Source organism: Virgibacillus aidingensis (assembly GCF_010994035.1).
In the GTDB taxonomy this organism is placed as follows: Bacteria; Bacillota; Bacilli; order Bacillales; family Amphibacillaceae; genus Virgibacillus_N.
The window spans coordinates 33413-53296 of record NZ_WIXN01000019.1 but is presented as its reverse complement, the minus strand read 5'-3'; the positions used below and the strand labels follow the sequence as shown (position 1 = coordinate 53296).

The 19884-nt window shown below is 40.0% G+C and carries 15 protein-coding genes and 1 CRISPR repeat array (1 of these 16 running past the window's edge); all 15 genes read right to left on the bottom strand.

Going from position 1 to position 19884, the window contains the following annotated elements; all coding sequences use genetic code 11:
- A CRISPR array of direct repeats spans positions 1–3768; the repeat unit is 32 nt; unit sequence ATTTCAATCCACGCACTCACGAGGAGTGCGAT; it reaches 1166 nt to the left of the window's first position.
- A 175-nt stretch (positions 3769–3943) separates the two neighbouring features.
- The 15 genes from cas2 to GHD25_RS14975 all read right to left on the bottom strand — a co-directional run bounded on the left by cas2 (position 3944) and on the right by GHD25_RS14975 (position 19257).
- A complete protein-coding gene (gene cas2 / locus GHD25_RS15045; protein WP_164218385.1) occupies positions 3944–4234 on the bottom strand; it encodes a CRISPR-associated endonuclease Cas2 in 291 nt (96 codons plus the stop codon).
- 8 nt (positions 4235–4242) lie between these two features.
- A complete protein-coding gene (cas1c, locus tag GHD25_RS15040) occupies positions 4243–5274 on the bottom strand; it encodes a type I-C CRISPR-associated endonuclease Cas1c (protein ID WP_164218290.1) in 1032 nt (343 codons plus the stop codon).
- A complete protein-coding gene (gene cas4, locus GHD25_RS15035) occupies positions 5271–5930 on the bottom strand; it encodes a CRISPR-associated protein Cas4 (protein ID WP_164218288.1) in 660 nt (219 codons plus the stop codon). The genes cas1c and cas4 overlap by 4 nt, the downstream gene beginning before the upstream one ends.
- Complete coding sequence (gene cas7c, locus GHD25_RS15030; RefSeq protein ID WP_164218286.1) at positions 5920–6777, bottom strand: type I-C CRISPR-associated protein Cas7/Csd2; 858 nt, start codon at positions 6775–6777, stop codon at positions 5920–5922. Before cas7c ends, cas4 begins: the two co-directional genes overlap by 11 nt.
- Positions 6774–8672, bottom strand: coding sequence for a type I-C CRISPR-associated protein Cas8c/Csd1 (cas8c, locus tag GHD25_RS15025; RefSeq protein WP_164218284.1), 1899 nt, complete (start codon positions 8670–8672; stop codon positions 6774–6776). Before cas8c ends, cas7c begins: the two co-directional genes overlap by 4 nt.
- A 12-nt stretch (positions 8673–8684) precedes the next feature.
- Positions 8685–9389: a type I-C CRISPR-associated protein Cas5c gene (gene cas5c / locus GHD25_RS15020; protein WP_164218282.1), complete on the bottom strand. Its 705-nt coding sequence runs from the start codon at positions 9387–9389 to the stop codon at positions 8685–8687.
- A gap of 365 nt (positions 9390–9754) precedes the next feature.
- A complete protein-coding gene (gene cas3, locus GHD25_RS15015; protein WP_164218280.1) occupies positions 9755–12163 on the bottom strand; it encodes a CRISPR-associated helicase Cas3' in 2409 nt (802 codons plus the stop codon).
- Positions 12164–12470: 307 nt separating this feature from the next.
- Positions 12471–12836 (bottom strand): DUF779 domain-containing protein, encoded by a 366-nt coding sequence (locus GHD25_RS15010; protein ID WP_164218278.1) that lies wholly within the window; start codon positions 12834–12836, stop codon positions 12471–12473.
- A gap of 182 nt (positions 12837–13018) precedes the next feature.
- Entirely contained in the window at positions 13019–14539 is a 1521-nt protein-coding gene (gene exaC / locus GHD25_RS15005) for an acetaldehyde dehydrogenase ExaC (protein WP_164218276.1), read from the bottom strand.
- A gap of 207 nt (positions 14540–14746) precedes the next feature.
- The gene (locus tag GHD25_RS15000) at positions 14747–14923 is read right to left on the bottom strand and encodes a cold-shock protein (protein ID WP_164218274.1); all 177 of its coding nucleotides are present in this window, start codon (positions 14921–14923) and stop codon (positions 14747–14749) included.
- A 122-nt stretch (positions 14924–15045) separates the two neighbouring features.
- Positions 15046–15780 (bottom strand): Cof-type HAD-IIB family hydrolase, encoded by a 735-nt coding sequence (locus tag GHD25_RS14995; protein ID WP_276207839.1) that lies wholly within the window; start codon positions 15778–15780, stop codon positions 15046–15048.
- Positions 15781–15797: 17 nt separating this feature from the next.
- A complete protein-coding gene (locus GHD25_RS14990) occupies positions 15798–16979 on the bottom strand; it encodes an MDR family MFS transporter (protein WP_164218272.1) in 1182 nt (393 codons plus the stop codon).
- A 91-nt stretch (positions 16980–17070) separates the two neighbouring features.
- Positions 17071–17268, bottom strand: coding sequence for a hypothetical protein (locus GHD25_RS14985; RefSeq protein WP_164218270.1), 198 nt, complete (start codon positions 17266–17268; stop codon positions 17071–17073).
- A gap of 174 nt (positions 17269–17442) precedes the next feature.
- Positions 17443–18645 (bottom strand): CynX/NimT family MFS transporter, encoded by a 1203-nt coding sequence (locus GHD25_RS14980; protein WP_164218268.1) that lies wholly within the window; start codon positions 18643–18645, stop codon positions 17443–17445.
- Between the two features lie 399 nt (positions 18646–19044).
- Positions 19045–19257, bottom strand: a complete 213-nt coding sequence (locus GHD25_RS14975; protein ID WP_164218266.1) for a hypothetical protein — start codon at positions 19255–19257, stop codon at positions 19045–19047.
- Positions 19258–19884 lie beyond the last annotated feature (627 nt).

Sequence of the window (19884 nt, the reverse complement as noted above, 5' to 3'; positions counted from 1 at the left end):
TGCTGATATAAGGGCAAAGGGATATTTTATTTCAATCCACGCACTCACGAGGAGTGCGATGTGAGGCAGTCCTCAATGCACCACAGGCAATCAATTTCAATCCACGCACTCACGAGGAGTGCGATTATTGTTTGTCCATACTCCAAACGCCCTTTTTTAAATTTCAATCCACGCACTCACGAGGAGTGCGATTTTGCATATTCATCCCTTATGGTATTAAACCAGTCATTTCAATCCACGCACTCACGAGGAGTGCGATGTAGTTCCCGTTTATTTTATTTTCTATCCTCACAATTTCAATCCACGCACTCACGAGGAGTGCGATCCTGTAACTGTGCATCCGGCATCTTTTGTTTTGTATTTCAATCCACGCACTCACGAGGAGTGCGATAGCAGCAGACATTTCATTGCTTTGGTTGTGGCAGATTTCAATCCACGCACTCACGAGGAGTGCGATCTTAGGAGGCGGTGTAAATGAACGATAAAGGGGTGATTTCAATCCACGCACTCACGAGGAGTGCGATGCCCTGTCTAAATTCATGCAGTCACCACCTTGTAATTTCAATCCACGCACTCACGAGGAGTGCGATATAAATTAAACAAACAATATTGGGATGTCATTAGAATTTCAATCCACGCACTCACGAGGAGTGCGATACAAGTGCCATTGGATGTGCTTTACCCTAATTTGATTTCAATCCACGCACTCACGAGGAGTGCGATGTGTTTGCCATCTATCACCTCTTGAGCCATTTGAATTTCAATCCACGCACTCACGAGGAGTGCGATCAACAGAGTTATTGCCGATTTCAGCTTTTTCAAAATTTCAATCCACGCACTCACGAGGAGTGCGATGATCCTGCTGGACACTTATTACTATTCGCCAGATGATTTCAATCCACGCACTCACGAGGAGTGCGATATACGACAAACACAAGCAAGAAGGATTCCAGGCTATTTCAATCCACGCACTCACGAGGAGTGCGATCTAAACTCTCACCAGTCGCCCCGGTTCCTATTTATTTCAATCCACGCACTCACGAGGAGTGCGATCCTTGTTCAGCATTTAAGGGCTTCACAGCTTCCAATTTCAATCCACGCACTCACGAGGAGTGCGATTCAAATTACCGTTGGGCATCTATATTTAATGTAATTTCAATCCACGCACTCACGAGGAGTGCGATTTTAACAGCCATTAATACAATAGCAACCCGTTTAATTTCAATCCACGCACTCACGAGGAGTGCGATTTTTAAGCCGACTCTTGATGTTATTATGATAGTAGGTATTTCAATCCACGCACTCACGAGGAGTGCGATATAGATTTTAGTTTTTGCGGATCGTCAACGCCATGATTTCAATCCACGCACTCACGAGGAGTGCGATCCTGGTATTCTATCGGGGCAGATGCTGAGGCAGCAATTTCAATCCACGCACTCACGAGGAGTGCGATCCTTAATAGTTTGCCCCCTGTAACCCTCATTGTGATTTCAATCCACGCACTCACGAGGAGTGCGATGATGAAGCAGTAGACAGATTGGCCGATATTTTGATTTCAATCCACGCACTCACGAGGAGTGCGATACATAAGTAATGTTGTCTGCATTTTTCAAAATAATTTCAATCCACGCACTCACGAGGAGTGCGATCCGGTGGTTTGCCTTCCTTTTTCTTTTTCAAACTATTTCAATCCACGCACTCACGAGGAGTGCGATATATATCGAAAATACGTAAACACGGTTATCCGAATTTCAATCCACGCACTCACGAGGAGTGCGATAAAAATATAACAGCTTGGTACAGACTTATGCAAATTTCAATCCACGCACTCACGAGGAGTGCGATATGGTCACTGCTTCTCGGGTGAGTTCTCAATCCTTATTTCAATCCACGCACTCACGAGGAGTGCGATATTTTTCTTTTTGTATCAACAGGTGCATTTGATGATTTCAATCCACGCACTCACGAGGAGTGCGATCTCTTTCCTAGAGTACGGTGGCAGGGAGGAAGAAATTTCAATCCACGCACTCACGAGGAGTGCGATGTTTCTGATTTCCGCAAACGTCCCAATATTCGGATAATTTCAATCCACGCACTCACGAGGAGTGCGATAACAGCAACGACATCCGGTCGTGACTATTGTCGAGATTTCAATCCACGCACTCACGAGGAGTGCGATATGTCCGCCATCCATGTCGTTCGGTACCGTAATTATTTCAATCCACGCACTCACGAGGAGTGCGATTGGGTGGTAGTGGTGGCGGCTCTATCAGCTTTCCATTTCAATCCACGCACTCACGAGGAGTGCGATATAACTTAACCTATGTTACATGTAAGAGATCGGGATTTCAATCCACGCACTCACGAGGAGTGCGATAATACCTGCATTTGATGCTTTGGGCGATAGTTTGATTTCAATCCACGCACTCACGAGGAGTGCGATTTGTACTTCTCGATGTACCACCACCCGACGATGTGATTTCAATCCACGCACTCACGAGGAGTGCGATAACGTGGCCAAAGATATGCAATTTGCGCGCATGGATATTTCAATCCACGCACTCACGAGGAGTGCGATTCCGGTGAAGAGTTAGCTATCCACAGCGCGGGTATTTCAATCCACGCACTCACGAGGAGTGCGATTCCTTACAATCCGCTAGAGATACGGGGGCGATCATTTCAATCCACGCACTCACGAGGAGTGCGATTCGAAAGCAGGGATTGGTTGAAAATGTGTTTAGAAATTTCAATCCACGCACTCACGAGGAGTGCGATTCTGATTTCCGCAAACGTCCCAATATTCGGATAATTTCAATCCACGCACTCACGAGGAGTGCGATAATAGCACAAGCAAGGCCGAGGGCAACCAAGCGGGATTTCAATCCACGCACTCACGAGGAGTGCGATTAACCGCCACTCAAACGGTGGAACAGCAACTACTCATTTCAATCCACGCACTCACGAGGAGTGCGATAATATCGCAAAGTGCTGCAAAAAAGTTTCGTTTTATTTCAATCCACGCACTCACGAGGAGTGCGATATGGCGTGTTTTTCACCCATTCCTTGAAGTTGCCATTTCAATCCACGCACTCACGAGGAGTGCGATGTTGCATTGAAATTCCTGTACTCATTTTTAGATATATTTCAATCCACGCACTCACGAGGAGTGCGATCTGAAAACTCCTGTTCCAAAATGGTTGTTTTAACGATTTCAATCCACGCACTCACGAGGAGTGCGATTCAGCTGTCAGACATTTTTAATGTAAGCATTGATATTTCAATCCACGCACTCACGAGGAGTGCGATAGAAACCAAAAGAGGAAAAGAAATCACCTAAAAAATTTCAATCCACGCACTCACGAGGAGTGCGATAAAAATGGTAATTTTGTATTGTAAAATCTTTTCTATTTCAATCCACGCACTCACGAGGAGTGCGATATGGTCTTTACCTAATGTAGACGTAGCTCTAATCATTTCAATCCACGCACTCACGAGGAGTGCGATATTTGCTAACCTAGCTTATAATAGTTTGTCTTGGATTTCAATCCACGCACTCACGAGGAGTGCGATCACCACGTTCTAAGTATTGGAATTGGGCTGTTAGTATTTCAATCCACGCACTCACGAGGAGTGCGATCGTATTCTGAAAATCAATTAAAGGTGTATTTTTATTTCAATCCACGCACTCACGAGGAGTGCGATCTTTCGTTTTGTGATTTTGTTGTACTACAATTTTATTTCAATCCACGCACTCACGAGGAGTGCGATAGCGAATTTCGCAAAAAACAGGAACACTTGTACTTAATAGATCTAAAAACCGATTTATTATTACCACTTTCTGGGGTTAAAGGATATTGAAATACAACTATTCACCTAAATAAAAGGCTATTTTCAGTGCTAACCCCCTACTAATTTCATGTTTGCTTGAGGTTAGCACCAATATCTAAAAAAACAACGGATCTTCTAGGTCCAATGAACCTTTTACCCCAAAATGTTCTACTTTCGTTTTATGATTATTACCTAAATTGTAAAAGCGAAGGCTATCTTTTTTTTGATCAATAAGCTGTTCTAATTCTATTTTTAATATTGCATATTGAGTAGCATCTACTATACATTCAAAAACAGAATTCTGTACCCGTTGACCATAATTTTGACATGCTTTAGCAACTTTTCTTAGCCTTTTTGTTCCTCCTTCACTCGATGTACTGACATCATATGTGATTAAAATAAGCATCAATTCACCTACTTCCATAAAAAAGGCGGATATTCGTCTAAATCTCCTCGTAAATATCGAGCCAGTAATAATGCTTGAGCATATGGAATAAGCCCCCAAGTTATTTTTTCCCCTAAAAAAGGATGGGTAATCTTTTCCTGCTTTTTAACTTGCCATGCTTTTAAGAAAGTCTTTCTCGCTTCATCCGTCATTAATACTGCTTCGTTTTCTTTTTTCAAAAAGCTGTCCTTTGTTATTTCCTTACGGTTTATAAGAGATAAAACAAATTTATCCGCAAATACTCCTCTTAGCTCTTCCATAAGATCAAGAGCTAGGGATGCACGTCCAGGTCTATCTCTGTGCATAAAACCAACATATGCATCAAGCCCAACGGTTTCCAGAGCGGCTGCTGTGTCGTTTGCAAGGAGTGTGTAAGCAAAAGACAGCATTGCATTTACATTATCTTTTGGTGGTCTCCTGGAGCGTAAATGGAAGTGAAAATCATCTTTTTGTTGCAAGATCATAGAATTAAAGACTTTATTATAACTAATTGCAGCCTGTCCTTCCCAACCACGCAAACTATCAAGTTCTTCACATATTTTTACTTCTTGGAGAATTGAAGTAAGATGTTTTGATAAATCCTTAAATTGTTCTACATCAATACGTAATGGATAATTTCTTGTCATTCTTTCCAAAATCCATTTATTATTATAAACTTTTCCTATTATAAAATTCCGAGCGATTTTTGCTGATTCAACTTCATCATCTGATAAACGATATTGTTTTTTTCTCAGTGTGACATTCCCTCGGCTTTCTCCAATAACGCGGGCTAAAAACCTTCCATTCTTCGTCAAAAATGCGATTGAAATATTGCGGTCAGCACAATATCCCATTAATGCCGGGCTGGCACCTGTATAACCAAAGCTAACAATACTCTCCAAGTTATGTAAAGGAAGTCTTCCAAGTTGACTCTTTTCTTTTTTCAACACTATATTATCCCCATCTAATGATAAATAGACATCTGGTTGGGTAACAAATAATGTATTTAACATTTTTTTCACTCGTTCAACTTCCTTTCAATATAACTTTTCACTGTACGCTTATTCATAAGTCTGGGTAAACAAACCTCCTGCAAAGAACAACTTTTGCAGTGTGGTCCTGTTTTTACTTTGGGAGTATAACGGTTTTCATAGTAATGATGCATTTCCTTCGCCATTTCAATTACTTTATTTCTTAATTCTGCAGTGATTGGAACTTCAATACGATGTCTGATTTCATTATAAAAGAGATATCCTGTATCAACATCACAAAGTAGCATTTCTTCCAAACACATTGCCTGAGCTACTAACTGAACTACATCTTCATCACCTTTCTTGGGCTTCCCCCGCTTGTATTCAACAGGATAGGCTAAATAGGAACCTTCCACTTCTGCTAATTCTATACCATCGGGGTTTTTAATAAATTCAACCACATCACAAATCCCATTCAATTTTAATCGATGAGATTGTATGGGCATTGCACGCACGATCAGCCTTTCCCCCCGTTTTTCACGGGTGAACGGCTGATCAGCTTTTTGATGCAAATGTTGTCCTTCAATTGTTTTTACATTCTCTTCCCACTGTTGCTCAATATGAATCAATGCCCACTGGCGACGGCAAAACTGAAAGTGCTGAAGACCTGACAGCATTAAATAATTATCTTCTGTACTATTGACCATCTAATACTTCCACCGCTAGTCCATCCAATTCTTGTAGCTCTACAGCATAATTTTCTTTGTCAAAAGCTTTAGGTGCATCATTTTTAGCTTCTATCTGTAAAGAGCGATGTACTTTTGCAGAAGAATATTGTCCAAGCTTGGAAGTATGTTCCCACCAATATACTTTATGAACCTCCATGCTACCATCAGGTCTTGCTGACGAACTATCATTTTCAAACAATGTAATTAACGCTTGCTTAATTTTTTCTGCATCGTCTTTTGTAAAACCTGTCTTTTCTGCTAATTGGGTATTAATACTTCCTTTAAATACATAAACACCGAAATCTACACGATGTTTCATTCCCATTGTGTCAGAACTCCTAGATTCACTGGTAACGGAATTTACACTTTTAGTAATCTGTAAGCTCGTAATGTCTATTGGATCTATACTAGTTGCAGTTTGAATAGAAACAGGTCCCCGGACACCCACGGATAGGTTAGATCCCTTAAATGCAAACACCTGCCCAAAGCCACGGACATCAATCCATTTCTCGCATGCAATAGTAGCAAAATCATCGGCTGATGCTTTTTTATCCTTTAGCATTCTTGCTAAAGTTTCATCCGACTCCGCTCTTTCTTTTAAACTCTTATACTCATCTATTTTACGATCATTAGATTGGACAAAGACAGCTTCTCCCATATCCTGTAAACGGTTACGAATTTTCCGTTTAATCGCCACGTCAGAAATCTCCCCATGTCCATCATAATTTTGACGTGGACGATTTCCGTTTAATGGATCACCGTTTGGATTAGCCTTATTAACAGTTAAAACTACTGCAAAATCAATTTTGTGATCAAGTACACTCATTTGTTTGTCTCCTCACTTTCAATATTTGATTCTTTTTTCTTATACAGTTCCCGACGTTGACTATAAAATCCTAATAAATACTTTTCTGATAAAGGCTTATTATTAAAATCCTCTATATTAAATTGATCACTAATTTCATCTATCATTTTTGATAGATAAGTTGCTTTTGTACCTAATTTAGCTTGATAGGGCTGCAAGCTTTCTTGAAGGGTTTTCCAGGTTCTGCTTGGATTTTTTGAAAATGAATTCATATAACGTATAGCATTTGTTGCCCTAGTTTCTTCCTTTCCCAGCGCTCCCCTTTCAAGCACATCTGCAACCGCTAACAAACGGCCAAACAAATAACTGCGATCAGTCGAGTCTTTATCTAATGGCACGTCCCATACCTCCTTTTTCTCAATATATGTTTTCCGAATAAGTGCACAAGCGATGCTAAGTGTTTTCTCCCATTCCCACCGTTCCATCGACACTGGATTAGAAGCTCGATGAAATATACTTTTTATAATATCCTTGGGAATATGTCGTCCGTCTATGATGGAAGGTAGAATACGTTCCATTAATCCTTTAACAATTTTTTCGCTTGCCCTAGGTCCATATGCAGCGAAAGCTACATCTCTCGTAGCTGGAGCACCATAAAATTTAACAAATTGCTCTTCAGTCCTGCGATATCTATGCTCCCAAGCACACTGTGCATGCCAATCCTTTAAACGATCAAGATACAGCTCCTTATTCATGTTCCGATAATAGAGCACAGCCATTCTCCCCGTAGTTGCTGAATCAAGTACCAATATATTAACTGCTGCATTCATATTTAGATCACTTCGGTAACCATCTATTGCTTTTTTCACCTCTTCTGCAAAGGGCTTGTCTGTATCTGGTTCTTCCTCTATTTCCCGTTCTACATGTTGCATTATGTCCCACGCATCGTCACTGGGGTCAATTATATCTGTTTGGTCAATGCCCCAGACCAGGAATACACGGTTATCAATCGTTTTTCCCTGCCGGTGAATTAACCATTTTAAAGCATTATGGGCTTTTTGTGATACTTCAAAACTAATTCCTGCAGCTTCTTTACTAGTTTTAAATCTTCCTCGAAATGTAAAACCTGAGGTATCGTTAGCTGAAATTAATTTTGCCTTGTCTGCGGCATGGCGTATTTTATTCGCATGTCTTTCTGTACTGGGGGCTATTTCACCGGTTACGAAATCAACATCTTCATCTCCTAATTTCTCATTATAGAAGTCAATAAAAGATTGATACATTTTTTTATCTTTCCAAACATCAGCTGTAGAGGAAGGTGAATAAACATTAAATCTTATAAAAACACTCAACTGATCTGTAGCTCCACTGGAAAATATGGGAGGCTTTTCCCCCAGTGTTTCTTCATACTTCTTATTCCATTTATTAATCAGTTGCTTATTATCATCCAAGACGAGAACATCGTCATTAACCAAATCTTCAATTAGTCTTCCTTTACTTACATACGTGTAAATATTTATTAATTTGGGTGTAGCATATGGAGATTCAGCCCATTCCTTTAAGTTCTGTATGTAGGCGTCGAAAGGAAGATCATTTTGATTTTTTACCTTTCCACCAAACTTCACAAAATCTCCGGCAACATAGCTCAATTTATCATGCAGGGGGTATGGAGCAATTTTTGATCCAGCTCTACTTGCAGACTCCTCTGTTGAAGGAATGATCGTACTCTCTTTTTCCAGTACGATTGCCCTCATAAATTCTCCTTCTTCGTCAACTGTCACTTCTATATGTGCATTTTGAGTGGTGTGAGAAATAGGCAATAATGTGTACTCCTGCCCGTTTGGTTTCTTCACTGTTTTTCCAACTTGACCCTCATTTGCATCATAGGTCTTATATAAATTCTGCAGCCAACTCATTTTATTCACCTCCTATAAATAACGAGAAAGTGTTTCTGCTGATTCAACATTGTCTTCGTTAAATTTTTTTGGCTCCATCTCTTTAATTATTCGTGTGATATCACATTCTTCTGGTCTAGGAAAACTTATATATCCCTTATCCATGATTGGATGCCATAACCTGACTTCCAGTTGATTTCGACCGGTTTCATCCGGATAATTAAATCCGTGGACCATTGTTCCTAAATGATGTTCTGAGTTTTCGTTATCATAATAACCTTCTCCGCTTCCAAATTCACACGGTTCCACATAGCCCTGACATTCTCTTGTTCCTAAAAAAATATCTCTTCTGCCGCCAGCTTTCAGTGAACGTTGCATAATACTGAAATGCTTTCCTTCAATACGATCAAAAGCCATATCCGGACGGTTCATATTAAACTCAAAATGTGCTCTTACTTGATAATGGACATCTTTTAAATAGGTATAGTTGGCAAGTGTGTTGCCGCCACCATACTCAATAGGGCGTATTCCTTTTGATTCCATTTGAATTGGTTTCATCACACGAAGCTCGTCGATAATAAAAAGGATGCTTGGCTTCCAGTAGATTGATTCAGTTATGCCCTTAATCGCCTGGTACGTTGGTACACTATAAGAAAGTTTTTCACCGCCAATTTTAGTGAGTGGATCTGTAAAAAGTGCATAGTCCCCAAAAACCTCGAATTGGATTTCGTTCTTCATGCTTTTTTCACCTCCTTTAAAAGGGTAATATGTATGAATACTCTTTGGCCAATTCAATTAACTAAAGAGATGTACAGCTATTTGGTTATAAATCTTACAATCTCAAGTAATAACTTTAAAAACTCTTTTGCTTTTTGATTTTTTATCTCCATTTAAAATTTCTCCCTTCTTTTTATAAGCAATTTTATGCAGAAGGGGTAAATGTGTTCCTTCACTTGTAATTTTTATTGAAAACCTTTTGGTAAATTAACGTAAATACTGTGCTATAAGTGAAGTAATTACGTATATTTAATTAATCGCTTTTAGCGCGGATTGAAATAATAATAATTAGAAGTGGAGGCCTGTCTTTTAAACAGACAGGTTCTTTACATAATTAAACTTCCCATCTCACCTTCACCCAGCAAATCAATACCATACTCTCCGCTATACCAATTTTCCCTTAGTTCATAAATGGTACCTTCCAAGTGGGAAATGATAGCATTATCCTGTTTTAATTTGGTTAATTCTTGTGAATGAACATTTACTGTATATTGTTGTGCTCTTTTTAACTGTGTGGATAAATCGTCAACTCGCTCTGCACTATTTAACTGAGCAATGATCTCTTTTCCTTTTCCATAGGGTACAATAATAGCTGTTGTTATTTGGTCAATAACCTGAAAGTGATTTGCTGCGGTCTTATAGCTGCCGGTCAGATACAAAGGTAATTCTGTATCGTATTTCTTTTTATAAGCAGTTACGTAATCGTTTTCTTTTCGGGTTGCCATTAACAGATTCGTCATCTCTTTATCTACCTGTGGAATGTAATAGTTCAGATCGGTTTCCATTTTTTGATAATAATGGCGAAAGTACTCATCCATTGCAACTTGGGATAATAAACTACTATCATATTCATCTTCCTTCTTTTTATATCTCACCAACAAATTACCGGTTATTTCTTTACCAGTTTTTATTTCTTTTAGCTTAGAAAGATTCTCATCAGCATGGTCTATCACATAAACATCTTGCACATCTTTTTCACCATGTCTGTTACACCGTCCTGCTGCTTGAGCAATGGAATCCAGTCCAGCTGAAGACCGTATGACACATTTAAAGCTGACATCCACCCCTGCTTCAATCAACTGGGTCGTTATACATATAAAAGGAACTTTATTGTTTAATAATGTTCTAATATCGCTTAAAATATCTTTCCTATGTGCCGCACACATGCCCGTACTCAGATGGTAAACCGGCAGTGGTGAACTGTCCTTTAATTTTTCGTATAGTTCTTTTACTACTGATTTTGTATTTAATATTACAAGGGTACTTCCCCATGCCTCTGCATTGGATTTAACCCATTCTGCCAACTCGTCATTATTCGTCGGTCTTTCTGTCCGATCTATAATATCAACTCTTTTAAAAGCTTTGGAAACATCGGATAAATTTTGCACAATTTCCCCATCACGTTCTTTCAGAAGAAAATGATCTACGTTTTCCAGCGTTGGTTGTGTGGCAGTGCAAAGCAATATACTGCAATGTGCGTCCTTTTTTAAGAAATTTAATGCCTCATTAAAAAGTGAAACACACTTCGTGGGGACTTTTTGTACTTCGTCAAATACGAGTACTGAATGGCTCAGATTATGTAAACGTCTTGTATTTCTATTTCCTTTGGCATAAAAAATATTTAAAAATTGAACCATTGTCGTGAAAATGATTGGACTATCCCAATTATCTCTGGCCAACTTTAATTTTTCTTTTTTTGTAATTAACCCATCGGATTGTTCATCGTTTTCTTCATCTTCATCAATGACATTTGAATGATGCTCTAAAATGTGGTCTTCATCCTCTAAAATATTACGAACTTCTTGTGTATTCTGCTCTATGATTGTTGTAAAGGGGACAACATAAATGATTCTTTGTTTATTAAATTTCTGCGCATGTTTTAAAGCATAACGGAGACTGGCCAGCGTTTTACCACCGCCAGTCGGTATGGATAAGGTATAAATCCCAGAAGGTTTATCTGCGTATAAATCACACTGTTCTGACATCTGTTGACGCAATATATTGATTTGTTCATTTCCTTTACTATTCTTTTTAAATGAACCAAGTTTGCTTATTAACTTTTCATAGTATGAGGCAAATAATTTATCATGCTGGAAGTCCTGTACATCTATGGTTTTTTCTTCAAACCAACGGGTATCCGTTCGGTCTGCATCGATTAAACAGCTAAAGATATACTTTGTTAGAAAGAAACTTTGTGTGGGGCTCATATTCATAAACTGTTGAAGTTCATTCACTGCATTGGAAACATATTGATTAAAGTCTTTTTCATCCATAACCTCTTGAAAAAAGCAATCAACAGCGTTTTCATATTCTTTCAATTCTTTATCTCTCACACGTCTTAAATAGTCAGATTGGATTTCAGATGTTATATAATCATGCAGGTTGCTGTGATGAGAAATAATTGCGTTTCCAACAATTTCGGCTAAAAGTTTTTCAAACGGTGTATTTTCCTTATTATGAAACAATGAAAATAACAACTTGCCTCCCGCGGTAGAGTGGTCAACGTCTCCTCGTTTCATTTCCGTACTTTCAGAATAAAAAGCTACTTCATTTATGTATTTTTGAAATGTATCTGTATATTTCCCCAAATCATGCAATAATCCTGCCAAACCGGCAACATGCTTAAGACCTAACTTTTCACCAAATGTTTCAGCTAATTTTTTTACACCAAGTAAATGATAGCAGACTGTTTGGATTTTATTATCTTTTTCACGCACATGAGCAATTTTAACCATATCTAACCTCCTAAAAATAAATTGATTCGTTACAATAGTACCATTCAATGAAGTATTTTCCAATAATAGTAGAGAAAAATTTTATTTATGATTAAATATTTTCAAATAAATATTAAAACTTCTGTTGTTCACATGATAAAACTAATAAAACAAAGAATTTAATATTATTCATAGATTAACATAAAACATATACAGGATTGTGCTAACCCTATAAAGACATTACAAATTTTAAAGTAAATAGTCCATTGATACTCTATTTAAATATAAAAAACCGCCAAACCTCTTGATTGAGATTTGACGGTCTATCTTAAATACCTGCCTTCTCCACCTCACTTCTCTCCTCCTCGGTAAACACCCTTGACCTTGTCAAAAACCTTTTCCCCTCCGGACCTTCCAGTGAAAACATTCCGCCGCGGCCGTCTACCGCGTCTATAATCAACTGTGTATGTTTCCAATATTCATATTGATCCTTTGATATATAAAATGGCGTTCCCCCTATTTCACCAAGCAGAATATCTGACTCACCTGTCCGGAATTCGCCCCGCGGGTAGCACATCGGTGAACTACCATCACAACACCCTCCTGATTGGTGAAACATTAAATCTCCATGGATGTCTTTCAATCTATTGATCAGTGCCAGTGCTTCATTTGTTGCCTTTACCCGATCAGCCATCATATCCCCCCTATTTTAATTTCTGCTTAAACCTGGACTATTATATGCATATGCAGAGAAAAATTGATAATTCATTCTTGGAAGTTGTCAGAAAACCAGCATGAATCTCGCTCATACTAATTAAAAAAAGAGCTACGGTGCAAACCATAGCTCCTTTTCCTTCTGGCTATACAATAACAATTCTAGAACAGCCCTGCAGCTCCCTCACTATAACTTACCAACAGATTCTTCGTCTGCTGATAATGTCCCAGCATCATGAGATGATTTTCCCGGCCTATACCGGATTTCTTGTATCCTCCAAACGCAGCATGAGCCGGATACTGATGATAACAATTTGTCCATACACGACCTGCTTTAATTCCGCGGCCAAATCGATATGCATCGTTAATATTCCGTGTCCAAACACCTGCACCCAACCCATATAATGTATCGTTTGCGATTTCCATCGCCTCTTCCTTATCTTTAAAAGTTGTTACCGATAGAACTGGCCCAAAAATCTCCTCCTGGAATATACGCATACTATTATCGCCTTTAAAAATGGTCGGCTCTACATAGTAGCCGCCCTCTAATTCTCCTTCCAGCTTGTTTACATCTCCGCCAGCAGTAATTTCGGCACCCTCCTGCTTGCCGATATCCAGATAGGATTTGATTTTTTCCATCTGTTCCATGGAAGCCTGTGCCCCCATCATTGTCTCTGTGTCAAGCGGATGACCGATTTTTATCTGATTCACTCTTTCAATAGCCCGCTCCATAAATGCTCCATATATAGACTCATGAACCAGGGCACGTGACGGACATGTACAAACCTCGCCCTGATTTAAGGCAAACATTACAAGACCCTCTACAGCCTTATCCAGAAAAGCATCATCTTTATCCATAATATCTTCAAAGAAAATATTAGGAGATTTTCCGCCAAGCTCCAGTGTAACCGGGATAATATTTTCTGAAGCATACTGCATAATTAATCGTCCTGTTGTTGTCTCCCCCGTAAATGCAACCTTGGAAATCCGGCTGTTTGATGCAAGTGGTTTCCCTGCTTCTACACCAAATCCGTTGACAATATTAACAACCCCAGCCGGCAATAGATCGTGAATCAGTTCCATGAGAACGTGAATGGACGCCGGCGTTTGTTCCGCCGGTTTTAAAACAACACAGTTGCCTGCAGCCAGTGCCGGAGCCAATTTCCATGTCGCCATCAGGATTGGGAAATTCCAGGGAATAATTTGTGCAACGATTCCTAATGGCTCATGAAAATGATAAGCTATCGTGTCATCGTCAACTTGGCTGATACCGCCTTCCTGTGCACGAATAACTCCGGCAAAATAGCGAAAATGGTCTACGGCCAGCGGAATATCAGCTGCCAGCGGTTCTCTTACTGCTTTTCCGTTATCCCAAGTTTCAGCCACTGCAAGCATTTCCAGGTTTTCTTCCATTCTATCCGCAATTTTGTTTAAAATATTTGCCCGCTCGGCTACAGACATTTTTCCCCATGCCTCTTTTGCATGATGCGCTGCATCCACCGCAGCTTCCACGTCCTCCTTGTTGGATCTGGCTATCTCACAGAAAACTTCTCCTGTAACAGGACTTACATTTTCAAAATACTTTCCACTCGCTGGCGGTCGGTATTCACCGCCAATAAAATTATCGTACCTGCGCTTGAAGCTTACAAGCGCACCTTCCGTATTTGGGTTTGCATACCTCATATAAACACTCCCCGTTATTTTTTATCAAATTATAAATGATGCAGGACAAGACTCTCTAATTCATCCTATTTCTATATATACAGTATTATTCCAATCTTTTTCGCTGCAGGCCCCAGGAATCACAACCAAACAAAAAAGACGCCGGCATCCCAGCGTCTTCCTCAGCTTCATTACATATTTTATTAAAACAGACAGAGACACTAAATCTTACTTTAATTCCGGAAGCACCCGTGTTTCCTGCTCCATAGCAGACTTACAAAGCGGGCATTCAGGTTCTTTTTCAAAACTGTAAGACTCCCTCATCCATCCTTGACAATCATCACTAGTACAGGACCATACGGCGGTTTCCACTTCAGGAACTTCTTCTTTACGGTAAAATGACAAAGCCAGCATCTCCTTTCCCTTATCATTATACTCCTTTCACATTTCAGATACAATGTGCGGTAATCATCACCGTAAAGAGAAGTTGAAAATGGTTTCACGCATCTGTTCTAATCCATCTTCATTTACAGCACATACTTCTCAATCGCAAGTGCCACACCATCTCTGTCATTCGTATCCGTGACCACATCTGCAGCCTTTAAAATCGCTTCCTGGGCATTGCCCATGGCAACACCAATGCCCGCTTCCTGTATCATTTTAATATCATTCAAACTGTCCCCGCAAGCCATCACTTCATCCATCGTTATGCCAATTTTCCTGCAGACTTTTTTCAAAGCTGCTGCCTTGCTTACATTTTCAGGATTTGCTTCCACATTTGTCGGCATAGAATTCGTCAGTTCCAGCCCTTCGATATAGGATAACTCCTCCACCATTTTTTCAAGTTTCCCGTTCTCCAGGGAGTGGCATCCGAATTTCAGCCAATCATAATGATGGAAATTTTCCGGCGGGGTATTTCGGAAGACATGGTCTGTCGCCATCATCCACATATGCACCCCGACTTCTTTTCCAATATGCCACATTTTCTCCACTTTATCCGCGGCCAGCAAATGCCGGTCAAGCAATTCTTTATTCATTGTCCATATTTCACCGCCATTGGCAGTCACAAGATAAGAAGTCAAATTTAACTGTTCTGCATAAGGGTAACACGACTTTAACCAACGGCCCGTACTGAGGACCACATGCACGTCCTTATCCAGCGCCTTCTGTATGACTTCTTTCGTATAATCTGAAATTTCCTCATCACTATTTAATAAAGTACCATCCATATCCAAGGCTACTAACTTAATCGTACGATCCAAAGATAAATTCCTCCATTCTATGCACTTCGCTCTTTTGGTTTCACGCCTTTATCATAAAAATGCGTGGAAAAATAGGGGATGAGAAGTAAGGCCAGCAACAGAAAGAACAGCAGTTCAATATTAAAGAGATCAACAATGAGCCCTCCAAGAAGCGGGCCTGTCATTCTGCCTGCCGCTGCAATACTGTTAACCATTCCCTGGTAAAAACCTTTGCGATTTTTTGGTGCCAGTTCATTTGCAAGTGTTGGAACCGCCGGCCAAACGAGCATTTCCCCGATGGTCAGAATTACCATTGCCACCGCAAACATCGTAAAAGTATCTGATACCATGGCAACCGCAAATGAGCCAATTAAAATGGTGTTCCCCACATAAATATGCATCTTTTGCGAGGTTATCCTTCCTGCAAACCATTTTACCAGAGGCTGGCCCAAAACGATAAGAAAACCATTAATCGCCCATAGTGTACTATATTGTTCCAATGGAATGCCAATATCCTGTGTATAAGAAGCGATGGTGGACTGCCATTGACTGTACGCCATCCATGTGATTAAAAAGCCGCTGCATAAAATAAGTAAAGCGATAAATGCGGTTTTGCTTTTCACTTCGCCGCTTTGACCCACCACCGTAGTATGCATCTGTCTGTCCCGCTCCTGGTCTATCGGTTTAAAAGTTAATAATACAATAAGAAAAAACACAAGGAAAAGTGAAGCATTCGCCATAAATATATAGTCAAAAGAAATACTGGCAATATAACCGCCAATCGTCGCTCCAAGAGCTACCCCTAAGTTTTGGGCTACATAAATAGCATTGAATGCACGCCTTCCTCCTTCCGGCCAGATCGAACCGGCCATCGCAAACATCACCGGCCACGTAATCCCTGCCCCAAAGCCGATCATAATGAGGAGAATAGAATAGGCTGTAATGTTCTCATGCAGCAAAGAGAGAATAACAGCAGCAGTCATCGCAAAACCGGTTCCAAAAAGTATCGTTTTATAAGCGCTGATTTTATCAAATAACGCACCGCCAATCAGATTGCCTGCAATGGACGCTGCCTGATTAAGCATTAAAATAAACCCCGCAAAAGCCAAACTTCTGCCGAGCTCATTGTGCATGTATATTGTATTTAACGGCCATAAAAAAGAGGCGCCGGTTACGTTGATTGTAGTCGCGATCACCAGCAGCCATATTGATTTAGGCATCCCCATCATCTCACAATCCATATATTATCTACGTTATTTTAATATATTTCGGACTTCCGGGCAATGGGTTTTTTCTTAAATTTTTGTTTATTTATCCGTCATTTTTTTGGGACTTATTTCTTTTTGAATAGCCGGTAAATGGAAAGTTGGTTAGAACGAGTAAAATCCCAATTCCCAAAATAATATAGGCAATAATATTGGCAGTATCCTCGTATACAAAATACGCGCCAATGGCAGTTAACACCCATCCGGCTGCTTCTGTAATCAGTCTTTTTGCAATGTCTGACATCTTGATCTCCTTTAAATTTAGTCTAATGCTGTATGAACCTCAGGGCAGAGAAGCAAATAGGAGGATTAAGGTTCCAATAATCAAACCATACCAGTCTTCACCCTCCTATTATAATACAGCAGTCGTAAATGACAAACAGCTCCTGGCAGTATAACGTGTAAACAACTTGCCAAGTTACTCAAGTACAAACTTATTCCGGCCGGCACCCCAACCAAACAGGGTTACAAGCGCAGTCACTATCATCATCGTAAGGAGCGGCACCGTCCATGCTGCGGTTAAATCAAATAAATAACCGATAAACATGGGTCCTGTCGCAGCGAGTACATAACCGAGAGACTGCGCCATGCCGGAGAGTTCGGAAGCGTGTCTGGCATTACGGGCACGGAGTCCCAGAAAGGTCAGTGCCAGCGCAAATGAACCACTGAGCGATAAACCAATCAGTATAGTACTGATAACCATCACAACCATAGATTGTCCTACCAGCAAGCCGCCATAACCTAAAACGGAAAATATGCCAAGTGTAATAACGATTGGACGTTGAGTGGAAAACTTTCCTGCCAGTACAGGGACAATAAAGCTTGCAGGAAGACCGACAAATTGGGTAAAAGACAGCATCCAGCCTGCAGCCGTCAGAGTTAAACCGTAATGATGCAAAATTTCCGGCAGCCAGGATATCGTTACGTAAAATAGAAATGACTGCAAGCCCATAAAGGCTGCTACCTGCCAGGCTAAAGAAGATTTCCACATACGGTTATCATTATTGGTAATAAATTTCATTTCTTTTTTTTCATGCGGCTCCGGCTTTTTCACAAGGTAAAGCCAGATAATAATTCCAATTACTGCGGGAATGGCCCAAACAATCAGGGCAATCTGCCAGCCGAATCCTAGCCCGGATGCAATTGGCACACTTACTCCGGAGGCAGTTGCAGCAAATATCCCCATTGTGGTGGAATAAATACTCGTCATCAATCCAACCTTTGCCGGGAATTTATCTTTAATAACCGCGGGCAGCAGCACATTGCATATGGCTATCCCCAAACCTGCAAATAAGGTGCCGAGGAACAGGAAAAAAACAAATGATAAAGATCTGATGCTAATTCCGATGAATAAAATAATTAATCCGGCAAGCATGATAATGTTATTTGTATAGCGATTACCCAGTTTCGGGACAATGGGAGACAGTACAGCAAATGCAATAAGCGGAAGGCTTGTTAATATCCCTGCACTCCAGTTCGACAATCCTATATCATCACGAATCGTACCAATCAGCGGTCCAACGGAAGTAATGGCTGGTCGTAAATTTATTGCAGCTATAACGATTCCGGCAATTAATAAAATTCGGTGCAGCTGGTTTGTCTGTTGCTCCTGTAAGTTCATACAACAATTCCTTTCTTTTCACCTATATACGAATATAGCATAATAATTTATGGAGAAAAAGAAAGTGTACAGAAATAAAGGAGGAAGGCTTGGTTCTTTATGGAGAACGGACGCTACAAAATGATACAACATGCACTGCAATCAGTTTAGCAAGCTTTTATAGTGGAGTGGAATTCTTCACTCAAGAGGGAATATGAGGGATAATAATATGCTGCATCCAATGAGAGGGTGGGACATATTTAAAGTAATTTATTCTATATACGTAAAATGACTAATTTAGCGGAGGAAATATACGTAGACTCCTGGGACTGCGCTAAATGCTCGCCCCGCCGGAAAGAGTTGCGGGAAGCAGAAGATCGGTGAAACCCACAGGCGTAGTGACCCCCAAAAGTCAGATTTTTACTCTAACTTTTGGGTCCAGCACCAAGGCGTCAGCCCAAGCTCACCACTCCCCCGCGGCAAAGCAGACACCGGGAAAATCAAAGGGAGTTTGATCGGATGTCGCACTTGTGCCGATGGTGAAAGCGAAGTATATTTCCGGAGCGGGTTATAGGCGCTAATTATTATTGTTTGAATTTTACCTTGATAAAAATACTTTTCTTCCAGCCCCATTGGATTAATTCAAGTGCTTTCATCTTCATTTTGTTTGTTCACAATATTTTCCTTTAGCCACATTACTTGATGGGATATCATTTTTGAATGTATATGCTGCATCAAATTACATTCCTTAAATACTCCATCCTGAAATGGCTTTACTTGATTGCTGTTCCTCTTATTTTCGTTATGTAACCCCCCATTGGTACTTATTGTTACCCCACCTTTCACACACTAAGTTCTGCTTGTTTACTAAAGAGATTTCAATGTGAATTCTATACCTTCCTCCTCTTTTATGTACAAAGCAGACACAGCTTAAGAAGTTATAAATGTATGTGATCGGCCTACTTTTTAACTAGGACTATATGGCTATTATCTCATATCAGTCAAATACAGCAGAGTTTGCAAACTATGTCGAAACACAATTTTCTTCTTCAGTTCTATAGCTTATTTTGTCGAAATTCCATAGATCCTGTCTGAAAAACGAACCCTTAAGAGTTATTTACATTTATATCCAAATTTATGTCTATTTTATGAACTTTTTTGTTATTTATTTTCCTTTGTCATTTATTTGTTTTACAGTATACACTAGGCAGATGGTTGCATATACTATGATTAAACTTGGCTTGCCGCTAAAGGGGTTCC

What these genes read in the sequence shown, in the direction of transcription:
- GHD25_RS14980 (WP_164218268.1), bottom strand. Translation starts at nt 18,645, where the DNA reads ATGAACTTACAGGAGCAACAGACAAACCAGCTGCACCGAATTTTATTA.
- cas8c (WP_164218284.1), bottom strand. Translation starts at nt 8,672, where the DNA reads ATGAGTTGGCTGCAGAATTTATATAAGACCTATGATGCAAATGAGGGT.
- GHD25_RS14975 (WP_164218266.1), bottom strand. Translation starts at nt 19,257, where the DNA reads ATGGGGCTGGAAGAAAAGTATTTTTATCAAGGTAAAATTCAAACAATA.
- cas7c (WP_164218286.1), bottom strand. Translation starts at nt 6,777, where the DNA reads ATGAGTGTACTTGATCACAAAATTGATTTTGCAGTAGTTTTAACTGTT.
- exaC (WP_164218276.1), bottom strand. Translation starts at nt 14,539, where the DNA reads ATGAGGTATGCAAACCCAAATACGGAAGGTGCGCTTGTAAGCTTCAAG.
- GHD25_RS14985 (WP_164218270.1), bottom strand. Translation starts at nt 17,268, where the DNA reads ATGTCAGACATTGCAAAAAGACTGATTACAGAAGCAGCCGGATGGGTG.
- cas2 (WP_164218385.1), bottom strand. Translation starts at nt 4,234, where the DNA reads ATGCTTATTTTAATCACATATGATGTCAGTACATCGAGTGAAGGAGGA.
- cas3 (WP_164218280.1), bottom strand. Translation starts at nt 12,163, where the DNA reads ATGGTTAAAATTGCTCATGTGCGTGAAAAAGATAATAAAATCCAAACA.
- cas5c (WP_164218282.1), bottom strand. Translation starts at nt 9,389, where the DNA reads ATGAAGAACGAAATCCAATTCGAGGTTTTTGGGGACTATGCACTTTTT.
- GHD25_RS14990 (WP_164218272.1), bottom strand. Translation starts at nt 16,979, where the DNA reads ATGCCTAAATCAATATGGCTGCTGGTGATCGCGACTACAATCAACGTA.
- GHD25_RS15010 (WP_164218278.1), bottom strand. Translation starts at nt 12,836, where the DNA reads ATGGCTGATCGGGTAAAGGCAACAAATGAAGCACTGGCACTGATCAAT.
- cas4 (WP_164218288.1), bottom strand. Translation starts at nt 5,930, where the DNA reads ATGGTCAATAGTACAGAAGATAATTATTTAATGCTGTCAGGTCTTCAG.